This window comes from Pseudooceanicola profundus (genome assembly GCF_054919315.1).
Window position 1 is genome coordinate 3,611,273 of the sequence record NZ_CM142898.1, and the last position, 13,660, is coordinate 3,624,932.

A 13,660-nucleotide genomic window follows, 5' to 3' on the forward strand; every position below is an offset into this window, starting at 1 on the left:
GCTTGGCCGGGCGGCTCGGCATCATCGCCTGTGCGGGCGCGCTGCCGCCTGCACTCGCCGAGGCCGATCCCGCGGCCTTCGTGGCGGGCTTCGAGGGGATCGAGACCCGTTTCGCCCCCGACCGGATCACGCTCTTCCGGCTGGAGAAGATGGGCGGCCTCGTCAAGGCGCTGAAGGCCGAGGGCGTCACCCGCCTCGTGCTGGCCGGGGCGCTGACCCGCCCGCGGCTCGATCCCAAGGCGCTCGACACCACCACGATGATGCTGGCGCCCAAGGTCATGTCCGCGCTGAACGCGGGCGATGACGGGCTGCTGCGGGTGATCGTGGAGTTCTTCGAGAAGAAGGGCTTCGAGGTGCTGGGCGCCCATCAGGTGCGCCCCGATCTCACCGCGCCTGCCGGGCTGATCGCCGGGCCCGCCCCGGACAAGAAGGCCCTCGCAGACATCGCCCGGGGGGCCCAGATCCTCTCCACGCTCTCGCCGCTCGACCTCGGGCAGGGCTGCGTGGTGGCGGGGGGCCTCTGCCTCGGGATCGAGACGCTGCAGGGCACCGACGCGCTGATCGACTTCGTCGCCCGCACGCCCGACCGTCTGCGCCGCGCGCCCGCCACGCTGGTGAAGGCGCCCAAGGCCGGGCAGGACCTGCGCATCGACATGCCGGCCATCGGGCCGAAGACCATCGCCTCGGCCCAGGCGGCCGGGCTCGCCACCATCGCCCTGGCCGCGGGCCGCGTCCTGCTGCTGGAGCGCGAGGCGACGCTGGCGGCGGCCAGGGCGGCAGGGATCACCATCTACGGGGCGGACATCTGATGCGCATCTACCTGATCGCGGGCGAACCCTCGGGCGATCTCCTCGGCGCGGCCCTGATGCAGGGGCTCCGGGAACTGGTCCCGGGCGTCACCTTCACCGGCGTCGGCGGCCCCGCCATGTGCGCGGAAGGGATGGAAAGCCAGTTCCCCATGGACGAGCTCTCGGTCATGGGCCTCGCGGAGGTGCTGCCGAAGTACTTCCACCTCAAGCGCCGCATCCGCGAATGCGCCGAGGCCGTGCTGGCCCAGAAGCCGGACCTGATGATCACCATCGACAGCCCGGATTTCTCGCTCCGCGTGGCCAAGCTGGTCAAGGCGGGCTCCGACATCCGTACGGTGCACTACGTGGCCCCCACGGTCTGGGCCTGGCGTCCGAAGCGGGCCGGGAAGATGGCGAAGATGATCGACCACGTGCTGGCGCTCTTCCCCTTCGAGCCGCCCTACATGGAAGCTGCCGGCATGGCCTGCGATTTCGTGGGCCACCCGGTCACCACGCGGCCGCAGGCGACCGAGGCCGAGGCCGCAGCCTTCCGCCTGCACCAGGGGCTCGGCGAGGCGCCCGTGGTGCTGCTGCTGCCCGGCTCCCGCAAGGGCGAGGTCACCCGCCTCGCACCGGTCCTGGGCGTCGTCCTCGACGAGTTGCGCACCCGCTACCCCGACCTGCGCGCCGTGCTGCCCGCTGCCGCCCCCGTCGCAAGCCTCGTGCACGACCTCGTCGAAAGCTGGCCGGTCAAGCCGCTGATCCTCGATCCCACCGGACAGGACAGCGCGGCTTTCGAGGCCACCAAGCGCGCCGCATTCCGGGCCGCCGACGTGGCCGTGGCCGCCTCCGGCACCGTCTCTCTGGAGCTCGCCGCCGCCGGCACCCCCATGGTGATTGCCTACGACATGGCGCCGCTCACCCGGTTCATCCTGAAACGCATGATGCTGGTGGACACGGTGACGCTGGTGAACCTGGTCTCCGACACCCGCGCGGTGCCCGAGTTCCTCGGCGAAAACTGCCGTGCCGACCTGATCGCCCCGGCGGTCGCCGCCACGCTCAAGAATCCCGGCCCCCAGCAGCAGGCCATGACCCTCACGATGGAGCGCCTCGGCCGCGATGGCGAGGCCCCGGGCCTGCGCGCCGCCCGCGCCGTCCTCGCCCGCCTCTGACGCGCGCCGCTGCCCCCGGGCACCGGCCACCCCTCATTTCCGTTTCCCAAATATCCTCGGGGGACGGCCCGCCGGGCCGGGGGGCAGACAGCCCCCTCTCACCACCATCCGCAGGCGACCCCGTCACCCTTGGCCCTCTCAGCACCCGATGATCCGCCTTCGTGACCGGATGTAACCGCCCGGGCGACCGCCACTGCGCCGCCCCGTGGCGAGCCACCCCTGCGAGTCACCCCTTGTGGATCCAGCCGCCCCCCAGGATCCGGCTGCCCTCGGTCTCGTAGAAGACGCAGGCCTGCCCCGGCGAGATGCCTTCCTCGGCGGTCAGCAGTTCCACTTCGGCGGTCGTGGCGCTCAGCGGGCGCAGGATCGCCTCGCGCGGCGGCCGGGTGGAGCGGACCTTGACCGAGACATGGCGCTCGGAGAGGTCTGCAAACCCGCCGTCACCCAGCCAGTTGATCTCGCGCACGGGCACGATCCGGGTCGCCAGCATCTCCTTCGGGCCGACGACGACGCGGCGGTTGTCCACGTCCAGTTTCACCACGTAGAGCGGCTCGGACAGGCCGCCGATCCCCAGGCCCCGCCGCTGGCCGATCGTGTAGTGGATCACGCCGTTGTGGGTGCCCAGAACCCGGCCTTCGGGATCGACGATCTCGCCCGGTTCCGCGGCGCCGGGGCGGAGTTTCTCGATCACGCTGGCGTAATTGCCATTGGGCACGAAGCAGATGTCCTGGCTGTCGGGCTTGTCGGCGACGGGCAGACCGTATTTCGCGGCGAGCGCCCGTGTCTCCGCTTTCGACGGCAGATGGCCGAGCGGGAACCGCAGGTAATCAAGCTGTTCCTGTGTCGTCGAAAACAGGAAATAGCTCTGATCACGATTGCTGTCTGCCGCGCAATGCAATTCCGCGCCAGTCTCGCCCATTTTGCGTTGTATATAATGGCCGGTGGCCATGCAATCCGCGTCCAGGTCCTTCGCCGTTTGCAGCAGGTCCTTGAATTTCACCCGCTCGTTGCAGCGAATGCAGGGCACCGGGGTTGCACCGGCGAGATAGCTGTCGGCGAATTCGTCGATCACCGCATCCTTGAAGATGTTCTCGTAGTCCAGGACATAATGCGGAAAGCCCATTTCCTCGGCCACCCGGCGCGCGTCGTGGATGTCGAGCCCGGCACAGCAGGCGCCCTTCTTGGCCAGGGCCGCGCCGTGGTCGTAAAGCTGGAGCGTCACGCCGACCACGTCGTAGCCTTCCTCGGCCAGCATGGCGGCCACGACGGAAGAGTCGACGCCGCCGGACATGGCGACGACGACGCGCGTCTCGGCCGGGCTCTTCGCAAAACCCAGCGAATTCAACTCATTGGTGCGGTCCAGTGCCATGGCTTTGCTCCTGAAAGGGCGCGGGTAAACGGCGGGGCGCGGCCCGGTCGGACCGCAGGAGAACCCGGAGAATATAGGAAAATGCGACATAGTCTCAAGGTCGCGTTTCATCCCCCGTTAAGGCGCGCGGCACAGGATGCCCGCGCATCGACAAGGAACAGGTGCCATGTATCTGAAGAAAGTGCCGGGGCCAAGGGCGGTGACCCTTCCCGATGGCAGCGTGATGAGCCGCGCGGATCTGCCCGCGAAGGACACGAGACGCTGGGTCGCCTCGCGCAAGGCCGCCGTGGTGCGCGGGGTGGTGCACGGTCTGATCTCGCAGGACGAGGCGCTGGAGCGCTACGGGCTGAGCCGGGAGGAATTCCTGTCCTGGGTCTCCGCGGTCAGCGAATTCGGAGAAGAGGCATTAAAAACCACCAGTCTTCAAAAATATCGACATTGCGAAAATCTTGATGGAAAATGGAACTCGGAGTAACGTGTCGTTAACTAATTCGCCGCAAAGTTAATTCGGGTGAGCGGATATACATTGTTAAATTGACTGAGCGGAGTATGACCATGCGCGTCCTTCTTGTCGAAGACGACCCGACGACGTCCAAGAGTATCGAGCTGATGCTCACCCATGCGAACCTGAACGTCTACACCACGGACCTCGGGGAGGAAGGGATCGACCTGGCCAAGCTCTACGATTATGACCTGATCCTGCTGGACCTCGGCCTGCCGGACATGAATGGCCATGACGTGCTGCGCCAGATGCGCCTCGCCCGGGTCGAGACGCCGATCCTGATCCTCTCCGGCGCCGACGACACCGAGAACAAGATCCGCGGCTTCGGCTTCGGCGCCGATGATTACCTGACCAAGCCCTTCCACCGCGAGGAACTGGTGGCGCGCATCCACGCGATTATCCGGCGGTCCAAGGGGCATTCGCAATCGGTCATCCGCACGGGCAAGATCTCGGTCAACCTCGATGCCAAGACGGTCGAGGTCGGGGGCAAGTCGGTGCATCTGACGGGCAAGGAATACCAGATGCTGGAACTCCTCAGCCTGCGCAAGGGCACGACGCTGACGAAGGAGATGTTCCTGAAACATTGACATTGAGGCGTAAGGTTTTGAAATTATTGACTACGTTTTTTGCGTTTCACTGTCGTTTCAGTGTTCACGTTTCGTATTCGTTCTGTCCGTTCGCGCCTTCTGAGCCTCTGTGGCACGGAGCTTTTGCACGGCAGCCCCTGCATAGAGGCGGATCATGGCTGCATCTGCGTGGCCGGTAATCGCTTGAATATGTTCTCTGGTCAGGCCGGGGATTGAAGCGATCTCAGAGGCGGCGGCGTAGCGCAGCGCGTGAATGTCATACTCATCTGCGCCGATCCTCTTCCGCACCGCCATCACGTCCTTGTGGGCAAGTTGGTAGCTGATCTTGGTTCCGTCATCATGGCAGATGATGAACAGGCCGCGCCGCTTCTGAGACGCCAGCACGGCGCGCAGGCGGTCTGTCAGCGGGATGTAGAGCTCGGTCTTCGTCTTGCGCTGCGTGAGCTGGAAGCCGTCCCCGTCCAGGTCCGACCAGCGCAGGGACAGTACGTCATTGATGCGCTGGCCTGTGCCAAGCAGCATTTCGAAGATGAGCAGCGTTCGTCCATCCGCCTCGGCGCGGAATGCTTCGATCAGATCGACCGGCCATGGCTTCCGCTTCCGTCCCGTCGCCTTCAGGCGCTCGACGCCATGGGCGGGGTTTCGGTCAATCCACCCGATCTGGATAGCGTAGTTCATCAGTGCCACGAGGGTGTCGATCTTCCGGTTCGCATCGGTCGGCTTGTCCGCCAAGCTATCCCGCATCTCATAGACATGCACAGTGCGCAGCTTGGCGGGATCGATGTTCCCAGCAGTTTCCCGCAGATATGTGAGGTGGCGCTCATGGCCGCGCCGCGTGTTGTGCGCGTACCCAGCCCATTTCGGTGAGCGCATGAAGAGTTCTATGAGCTTTCCGATGTTCCGCTTCGGCGTGACGGATCGACCGCGCATTAGGCGGGCGTAGTCTGCGGCGAACTCGGCGGAACCAGGCTCGCTGTGGATTCGCTGGCACACGCCACCGCGGATGAAATAGAGGTAGCCGCGCTTTCCCCTGGCATAGACGTAGGCGGGCAATCCACGCTTCACTTGCGGCTCCAGTTCACGAGGTCAGGATCGGCGCTTTCGCGCGAGGGCGGGGTCACTTCGATTGTGCCGTCAGAGCCGATCTTCACCGCGCAGCCCAGCCCGGTCCACTCTGCGACTGCCTTGCGAAGTTCTGCGCCCTTGAGAGGCTGTGCTGCGGTGGCGATGGTGCTCATGCCGCCGCCTCCTGTGCTGCGCTCACCGCCAGATGCCCGCAGTTCGACCGCGCCAGCGCCTCGGCCACTGGGGGGCAGACGCTGTTGCCCACGCAGGAGACCTGCACGTCCTTCGGGAAGCTGGTGAAGGTCCACTCGCCATCATGCTCTGTCCAGGTGCCGTCGATGACGTAGTCGGCGGGGAAGCCTTGGGCGTTGAACAGCTCGCGCGGGGTGAGCATCCGCATGCCGACGTCCACGATCACGAAGGTGGCGCCGTCAATTTCGACGGTGACGAACTCCCGATCATCCCAGAGCCCGTGCGTGCGCATCAGCTCTGCGACCTTGCGGGCCCGGTCCGCGTGCGCTTCGGTGAAGGGCGGCACGTCGAGCTGGGCCTCGATATGACCCATGCGGTCCTTGACCGTGATCGTGTGGAGCGGGGCATCCGCCCGGGCGCCGTCTCCGGTGCCGTAATACTTTGCGAAGAAGGCCGAGACCGGCGTCTGCTGGCTACCCGAGCCGGTGACGGTGGAGAGCGGCGCGCGCGGGTCGTGGCCGCTGTGGCCGTCCATCCGGGGGCCGCCATTCTGCTGGGCGAGGAAGGCCGCAATCGGCACGTGCTTCAGGCCGCCCGCGATGATCGTGCCGAGCGGGCGGCCGATGTCGAGGCTGCGCGGCGCCTGGCCAGCGCGCTCGCCATATCCGGTCTGGATCAGCGAGGCGGCGATCACCGCGTTCTGGTCCTTCTTGCTGGCGCAGATCGTATGATGCGGTGCCTCGATGTCGCGGCAGCGCCCGCCCTGCTGTGCGTAGGTCAGCACCGGCGCGAGGATGGCAGAGTGCCCGCCGCCCGCCAGAACGGTTGGGTGCGGCGTCGTCGCGGCGCTGTCGCGGCGAGAGGTGCCTTTCAGGCTCATGAGGCTTGGCGCCAGCAGGCCGAGAGGTGCGGCGCCGCCCGGTCGCTTGATGTAGCTATTCGAAGTGACCGTTGCCATGGGGTCGGTGATCGCATGCCCGGTCGCACCGCTGTTGAAGCGCGCGATCGAGGGGGCGATGACGGCATGAGCGATGCCGCCTGCCGTGGTGGTGCCCATGGGATCGGTGAGGGGATACTCGCGGCGGCCGCCGCTGTAGCCGTGCGCGATGCTGGCGAGGCAGGGGGCGAGCAGTCCAGATTTGCCACCCCCGCCCGCTGGTGTCGTCGGGGCCGGGCGCTCAATGGATTGGCCTGTCGATCCGGCAAAGTGCCGGACAAGCACTGGAGCAACCGCGGCCTTCTCGCCCCGATGCGCGCCGGTGATCGTGCGCACTGGCGCGGCCACGTCCTCGCACCGCCCGCCGTGGGTGAGGTTCACGAGGAAGGGGCGCTCGGCCTCCAACACGTAGCGATGCAGGCCTCGCGCGACACGGGCGAGCGTGTTGTGGGCGAGGGGGCGCTGCGCGCGCAGGCCGTGCTTCTCCATGATCTGGGCCTTCGTGTCGAAGACCGAGGGGCAGGGCAGGGACCAGTCGATGCATTCCGCCGCGGCGCGCCATGGTTTCAGCTTGCCGGCCTTCACCTGGCGCGACTCCGGGTCGCCGTGGGTCTGGGCGGGCCAGACGATGGGCTTGCCGTCGAAGCGGATGATCACGAAGAGCCGCTTGCGGATCGTGGGGGCCCCGTATCCCCGGCACGACCGATGGCCAGATCGCCTCCTACGGCGGGACCGAGGGAGGGACGCAAGGAGACCCGGAGGGCCTTCGCGGCCTCTGGGCCTCCGTGCTTCTCCGCGCGTGGGAGGATTCCATCGAGTTGCGCTGGTGCGGCAGTAATGGGGTCGCGCAACGGGCGCACGACAGTGCGGATGCCTGGTTCGGAACCCGCGACTTCTACGCGGTCTGCGCGCTCGCGGGGCTGGACGGGGCGGCGGTCCACGAACGATGGAAGCGCGCCAGAGCCGCGCGGGAAATGGCGCAGTGAACGGGCCCCGGAAATTGACCATCCTACGGCGCGTTGCGCTGCCGCTAGGCCATCTCTGGCTCGAAGTGCTCGCATCGGATTGCGGCGCGCTTCGGTGGGCTTTGCGGGTGAGCGTTCATGACGCCGACACGCCAGGCCCAGCCGGGCCGCCGATCGCCTCCGGGGCGGTCGATGACGAATTCCGCCACGACCTCGCGGGCCTCTGCCCTGCGGTCGAGACGTTACTGAGCGAGGTTGAATGATGACAGAGGCACATGAGCGGGTCGACCTGACGGATTTCGATCCCCGCAAGCCCGAGTTGGAGGCGGCGGTCGGACCCGGCCGGCGCATGCTGGGGGTCGCGGAATGGGATCGGCGCCTTCGCCGCAGCCATCGGCGCGATCGCCGGTCCGCTGGCGCTGGCCATTCCCCTGATCACCGGCCTCTTCGGCAAGACCAAGCTCCTGGACTCCGGCCTGCGGGTGACGGTCGACGGGATGGACGCGCTGGTCGAGACGTTCAAGTACGTCAAGAAGACCGCGCTCTTCGGCCTCATCTCCTCCAAGCGGTACAGCTATTCGCCCGCTGAGGCTGAGCTGGCCGACCCGGTCAAGGGCGGCGTGCGCCGCCAGATCGGGGACAGTTTCGAGAAGCTCCGCATCGAGATCGTGCCGCCGGCTGATCTCTTCCCGGGGCGGATCGAGCTTTACCTGGTCCTGGACTACGAGTGCGGTGGCAAGCGCGTGCCTGATCGGACCGACGTGGTGCCGTATCCTCATAAACCGTAATGGCTTACGCTGGCGGGATGCACCGAAAGAGTATGGTCCTCACAAGACGCTGTAGAATCGTTGGAAGCGATGGAGCGACAAAGGCATCTTTGCTCAGATGATGGCCGGGCTGGCTGCCGAACACGGCGAGAAGAAAACGGTGATGACTGATGCGACCTACCTCAAGGCACATCGCACCGCGTCCAGCCTAGGCGCGAAAAAGGGGCGTGTGGACGCCTGATCGGTCGCACGAAGGGCGGCGTGAACACCAAGCTGCATGCCATCTGCGACAGCAACGGTCGCCCGTTCAGTTTCTTCGTCTCCGTTGGCCAAGTCAGCTCTCACATAGGGGCGCGAGCGTTGCTCAGCAGCCTGCCCGATGTCGACTGGCTGCTCGGAGATCGGGCATCGGGGCTACGACGCCGATTGGTTCTGAGAAGCGTTGCAAGACAAAGGGATCCGCGCCTGCATCCCGGGCAGGAAACACGAAAGGCAACCGTGAAATACGACAAACGTCGCTACGCACGCCGGAACCGTATCGAGATCATGTTCGGTAGGCTCAAGGACTGGCGTCGTAACGCGACCAGATATGACAGATGCCCTAAGGCACTATCTCCGCCATCGCGCTCGCCAGACGGGGAACACGAATACCCAAATCCAACCTGCAGGCTCTCGTTATGGACGAGGGACTAGCACGATGCAGGCCACCACCACTATTATAACTATTGCAATTGCCAGATTTCGAGGGGCCTTTGCTTCTGGGCTCCCTTCTTTTGTTTTTGCTTTGGGAAGGTATTTTCGTGCTGGGTCTGACATGTCCTCAGTTGACGTATCTTCCGCAGGCTCATCTCTGGGAATATATTTCAGGGCATGATCTGACGAACCAACCTGCGACTTATAAGGTTCCTTATGTGATTCGGAGATGATATCTGCGGCAACCGCAGCCGATACTGTGTTGTAGGTGCCATTGAGACCTCTGCCGTCTATCACCTGGCTGACAGCCTCGTATGCCCTTAAGAGCTGGTTCTCATCGGGTATGTTCACAAAGAATTTTGGAGTCTCGAGTGAGCGGAGCATCAGTTCTAAGCCAGACCTAGCTGCGGCCTTCTTCCTCTCCATGCTATTTCTGATTGCCAATCCAATACTCGATCCAAGATCGTGCGCTGCCCCCGCGAGCCCTCCTCCGCTCCTGGAAGAGTCAAAGAATTCATCAGGCGCAAAGGATGCCCGCTTGATTGATCTTATGTCGTCGACTTGGTGAATTGCTTGCTGCCACGTTGATGAGCTAGAAGCACGCGTAAGCAGGATTAATGTGTTGCTCTCAGGGTCAATGGCAATACCACTATTAAAATGAAGAAACGCCACTGGAAAAGTGGAGATATCGAACCGCTGGGTGTCTGTCATGATCAAGCCGTGTATATGGTGTCAGAGAAAACAATTCGGATGCTTGCGGCGATGTTTCCGCGACTAACGCCGACAAGTAAACACGGTTTTGCAGCCGTGTTAGGCGGAAACCATGAGCACTCACGAAATTGCCGAAAAGCGGCCCTGTGCGTTGATCCGGCGCTTAAATCTTGGGCCAGTGCTTGACTAAAACGAGCCGACGTAGGCCCCCCCCCACCATTGGTGGGGAGCGCATCGACAAGGTCTCCAGCGAGCTCGGATTCGTTGGGCTCACGGACCATTGATCTCAAATCCCTGAGATGGTTTCCTGCGCCAAAACAGGGTGGGGTCATGTCCGATTTCTTCTTTGGGTTGAACTATGCGCAGATCGCGCGAGTAGCCTCTTCGGCTTGAGTTCACTCTTTGGTCAATCAACTCTTAAGGTCATCTCTGGCGACAAGGCCATCTCACAACGTTCTTGGTGTCTAGGCTCCGGACTCATAGCCAATAGATGACGATGGCGGCGAGAGCGATGGCGGAGAAGAAGGCTTGGGGCACAGGTCGTATCTGGTTGCGACACGTCGCCAATTCTTGAGCCGGCCGAACATGATCTCGATGCGGTTGCGGCGTTTGTAGCGGCGCATGTCATATTTTGCCGGAGTTTTCTGCTGTTTCCGGCCAGGGATGCAGACGCGTATACCCCCTGTCTTCTAATGCTTGCCGGAACCAATCGGCGTGGTAGCCACGGTCCCCGAGCAGTCGGACGACATCCGGCAGGCTGCTGAGCAGTGCCCGCGCGCCGATGTAATCGCTAACCTGACCGGCAGAGACAATGAAGTTGATCGGGCAGCCCTTGCAGTCGCAGATGGCATGAAACTTGGCATTCATGCCGCCCTTGGTGCGGCCAATCAGGCGGCCGTGCCCCCTTTTTTCGCGCCTAGGCTGGACGCGGTGCGATGGACTTTCAGATAGGTGGCGTCGATCATCATTGTCATTTTCTCGCCGTGCTGAGCGGCCAGGCCAGCCATCGTTTGCGCAAAGATGCTCTGGTCGTCCCACCGCTTCCAAAGATTATAAATTGTCTTGTGCGGACCATACTCTTTCGACGCATCGCACCAACGTAAGCCATTGCGATGGATAAAGTGAATTCCACTCAAGATGCGCCTATCATCGACACGAGGCTTGCCGTGGGGCTTCGGAAAATAGAACTCCAAGCGCGCCATCTACGCGTCGGTCAGCCAGAAGAGATCAGGCATGTGCACCGCTCTTTTCGAGCCGTGAATCACGCAACAGACCTGAAATCAATGGGTCCAGACCCTAACCGGCCGCTCACTGTGCACTGCCGACCTTCATCCTCCGAAGATGCCGCGCGATGTACGAATGGCTGGTTTGGTGAAGCTGCACCGCGGCGACCGGCCAGGGACTGAGCGGCAGGTCTGGGCCGCGAGCGGACCTGGTCGGAAAGGGCGGAAAGCGGCCGTTCGCTGCGTCTTGGGCGAGCGGCAGCGACGCGCACCGGGCGGACGGTCAAGTTGCCACCCATAGTCGATGCGTCCGGCAGAGAAGCAGACTTGCAGAAGCTCAAGCGAAATGATCTCATAAGACCCAATGTTTCGCACTCAGCGCTTACGAAGAGAAAGCCATAGTAGTAAACAGCTTCATAAAAATGATGCACGCTACGCTGATCATTGGCGGCGCGAAATTATTGTCGGCTTTTATAAGGGATTGCTATGAAACTGGCTGCAATAGAGGTTGAGAACTTTCGTGCCTACAAAGACCGGCGAAGAGTTGAGCTTGACGATCTGACAACGCTTATTGGCAAAAATGACGTCGGAAAATCAACCCTCTTGGAGGCACTTGAAATATTTTTCAATAATGATGTGGTTAAAATCGAGAGCTCCGATGCAAATGTAGATTCGGACCATAGAATGGTTTCGATCCTGTGCGAGTTTGAAGACTTCCCCGAGACGATCACATTGGATGCTGGTGCAGAAACAAGCTTGGCAGATGAGTATCTTCTTGCCGAAAATGGCAAACTACAAATTGAGAAAGTTTTTGACTGCTCCAAGCCTAAACCTGGTGAGCAGGTTTTTTTGGTTTGCAGTCACCCCACAGCCAAAGGCTTCGACGATCTTCTCAGCCTGAAAGAATCTGGCTTGCAAGCCAAAGTTAAGGAGCTGGGCCTTGATGTCGCGCTAAAAGGCAATCCAAAGATGCGCAAGGCTATCTGGGAGAGCGCCGAGGAACTTGAGCTGAAGCCTCAGCGACTGGAACTTGGGAAAGGCAAAGAGGATGGAAAGAAAGTTTGGGATAAGTTGAACAGCTATCTTCCCATGTTCGCACTTTTCCAGAGCGACCGCGCAAGTAGGGATAGCGACAACGAGGTTCAAAACCCACTTAAGGGTGCCATTAAGGCGGCTATCGCCGAAGCAGCCGAGCACATTCATGAAATTGAGGAGCTCGTGCGGGCAAAGGCAGAAGAAATTGCAAAACTTACACACTCTTCCCTGACCGAAATTGACCCAAAGCTTGCGGAGTCATTGACTCCAAAATACAATCCCCCTCAAGCGTCGAAGTGGGCTGGATTGTTTTCGCTCGGCATGGAAACGAACAACGGCATCGCTTTGAATAAGCGTGGCAGCGGTGTTCGACGCATGATTCTTGTCAGTTTCTTTAAGGCTGAAGCTGAACGCCGTTTGAAGACCTCCGCCAAATCCAACATCATATACGCTATCGAAGAGCCGGAGACGTCGCAACACCCAGACAATCAGCGGGTGCTCATGAACGCTTTTAGAGACCTCGCTTCAATGCCCGGTTGTCAGGTGGTGCTTACTACACACAGCCCAGGTCTCGCCGCAGACCTCCCGACGGAAAGCATCCGGTTTGTCCAGAACCCAAGTGGAGCGGATGTTCCCGACATTACTTCGGGTGCAGATGTTTTCGGAGAGGTAGCTGGAGTTCTCGGTCTTGTGCCAGACAATAGGGTCAAGGCATTGGTCTGCGTGGAAGGATATACCGATGTTGTGGCATTCAAAGCTCTTAGTAGAATAGCTCATCAAAATAACAATTCTCTACCTAACCTTTCGGACGACCCTCGCTTTGCCTTTGTGGTATTGGGAGGCAGCAGTCTGAAGCATTGGGTAAATAATCACTACCTAAAGCCGCTCGGCTTGCCTGAGGCACACATTTACGACTCTGATGTGCCCGCATACGCCGATTCTGTTGACGGTGTTAATGCGCGAGGCGATGGTTCTTGGGCAGCCCTGACGGAGAAGCATGAAATTGAGTGCTACCTGCATCCCGATGCAATCCAAGATGCGTTCGGGTTCACTTGCAATGTTGTTGATACTCCCGACGCACAAAACCCTGGAGTGCCTCGTGCCTTCGCCCTTCAATGGCAGGCATTTAGTGGCTTTGATGGAGTGCCGAAAGACGCAAAGGCCAAAGAACGATTAGCCCAAGCGTTTGAACATATGACATACGAACGCTTGCAAGCTCGCGGAGCCGACAATGAAGTTAACGGGTGGTTGGCACGATTGGCAGAAATGGTAGAATAATTCAATTTGGTGATATATCTGGCGGAAAAATTTCATTCTGCCCCGCGGTCGATATTTTATGAGACGCTGCTCGCGCTGCTAATGTGGCGTTGTTCGAATTCGCAACTCATCTCGTTTTCATCTGCGCGTCGGGTAGCAAGCGCTAATTATTTTCTTGCCTCGGCTCGAATGGACAGAGTGACTGGGGACCGGTCATTTTTCGGAGGCAGGTCCGAATGTCCGCAGAGGGCCGTCAGCGCCCTTCGGAGCCCGCGCACCATAGCAAAGAGACTGGGGCGTAGTCGCATGACCGCTATAAGCCCAAAGTTCATGATGTATGGATGGCTGCTTTGGTGACAGTCATCGAAACGTAAGCTAGTTAGGCGCAAGATATTAG

11 protein-coding genes and 2 pseudogenes are annotated in these 13,660 nt (G+C 61.5%); 7 read left to right on the top strand and 6 right to left on the bottom strand.

Features of this window, described 5'->3' with window-relative positions:
* Positions 1–2: 2 nt before the first annotated feature.
* Both ACX9MO_RS16595 and lpxB read left to right on the top strand, forming a co-directional pair.
* Positions 3–809 (top strand): LpxI family protein, encoded by an 807-nt coding sequence (locus tag ACX9MO_RS16595; protein WP_462212637.1) that lies wholly within the window; start codon positions 3–5, stop codon positions 807–809.
* Positions 809–1,960 carry a lipid-A-disaccharide synthase gene (gene lpxB, locus ACX9MO_RS16600; RefSeq protein WP_462212638.1) on the top strand — a complete coding sequence of 384 codons (1,152 nt, stop codon included), beginning with the start codon at positions 809–811 and terminating at the stop codon, positions 1,958–1,960. The genes ACX9MO_RS16595 and lpxB overlap by 1 nt, the downstream gene beginning before the upstream one ends.
* Positions 1,961–2,186: 226 nt before the next feature.
* Here lpxB and mnmA read toward each other — a convergent pair whose 3' ends face one another.
* Complete coding sequence (gene mnmA, locus ACX9MO_RS16605; protein ID WP_462212639.1) at positions 2,187–3,329, bottom strand: tRNA 2-thiouridine(34) synthase MnmA; 1,143 nt, start codon at positions 3,327–3,329, stop codon at positions 2,187–2,189.
* Between the two features lie 166 nt (positions 3,330–3,495).
* Between mnmA and sciP the strand changes: the two genes are divergently transcribed.
* Entirely contained in the window at positions 3,496–3,804 is a 309-nt protein-coding gene (gene sciP, locus ACX9MO_RS16610) for a CtrA inhibitor SciP (protein ID WP_462212640.1), read from the top strand.
* A gap of 80 nt (positions 3,805–3,884) precedes the next feature.
* A pseudogene (locus tag ACX9MO_RS16615) lies at positions 3,885–4,415 on the top strand (response regulator); the annotation flags it as partial.
* Between the two features lie 60 nt (positions 4,416–4,475).
* Here the strand turns inward: ACX9MO_RS16615 and ACX9MO_RS16620 are convergent.
* From ACX9MO_RS16620 to ACX9MO_RS16630, 3 genes are read right to left on the bottom strand one after another with little or no spacing between them, the layout of a single operon-like run.
* On the bottom strand, positions 4,476–5,483 hold the full coding sequence (locus ACX9MO_RS16620) for a tyrosine-type recombinase/integrase (protein WP_462212641.1): 1,008 nt from the start codon (positions 5,481–5,483) through the stop codon (positions 4,476–4,478).
* Positions 5,480–5,656 (bottom strand): hypothetical protein, encoded by a 177-nt coding sequence (locus tag ACX9MO_RS16625; RefSeq protein WP_462212642.1) that lies wholly within the window; start codon positions 5,654–5,656, stop codon positions 5,480–5,482. The genes ACX9MO_RS16620 and ACX9MO_RS16625 overlap by 4 nt, the downstream gene beginning before the upstream one ends.
* Positions 5,653–7,269 (bottom strand): DNA cytosine methyltransferase, encoded by a 1,617-nt coding sequence (locus ACX9MO_RS16630; protein ID WP_462212643.1) that lies wholly within the window; start codon positions 7,267–7,269, stop codon positions 5,653–5,655. Before ACX9MO_RS16630 ends, ACX9MO_RS16625 begins: the two co-directional genes overlap by 4 nt.
* Before the next feature lie 805 nt (positions 7,270–8,074).
* Between ACX9MO_RS16630 and ACX9MO_RS16635 the strand changes: the two genes are divergently transcribed.
* The gene (locus tag ACX9MO_RS16635; protein WP_462212644.1) at positions 8,075–8,365 is read left to right on the top strand and encodes a hypothetical protein; all 291 of its coding nucleotides are present in this window, start codon (positions 8,075–8,077) and stop codon (positions 8,363–8,365) included.
* Between the two features lie 240 nt (positions 8,366–8,605).
* Positions 8,606–9,037: a transposase gene (locus ACX9MO_RS16640; protein ID WP_462212645.1), complete on the top strand. Its 432-nt coding sequence runs from the start codon at positions 8,606–8,608 to the stop codon at positions 9,035–9,037.
* Here ACX9MO_RS16640 and ACX9MO_RS16645 read toward each other — a convergent pair.
* Both ACX9MO_RS16645 and ACX9MO_RS16650 read right to left on the bottom strand, forming a co-directional pair.
* Entirely contained in the window at positions 9,020–9,748 is a 729-nt protein-coding gene (locus ACX9MO_RS16645; RefSeq protein WP_462212646.1) for a hypothetical protein, read from the bottom strand. The two genes, ACX9MO_RS16640 and ACX9MO_RS16645, sit on opposite strands and share 18 nt — an antisense overlap.
* A 477-nt stretch (positions 9,749–10,225) precedes the next feature.
* Positions 10,226–10,950 (bottom strand): annotated as a pseudogene (locus ACX9MO_RS16650) (IS5 family transposase).
* Between the two features lie 507 nt (positions 10,951–11,457).
* Between ACX9MO_RS16650 and ACX9MO_RS16655 the strand changes: the two are divergent.
* Positions 11,458–13,284 (top strand): ATP-binding protein, encoded by a 1,827-nt coding sequence (locus tag ACX9MO_RS16655; protein WP_462212647.1) that lies wholly within the window; start codon positions 11,458–11,460, stop codon positions 13,282–13,284.
* Positions 13,285–13,660: the final 376 nt, after the last annotated feature.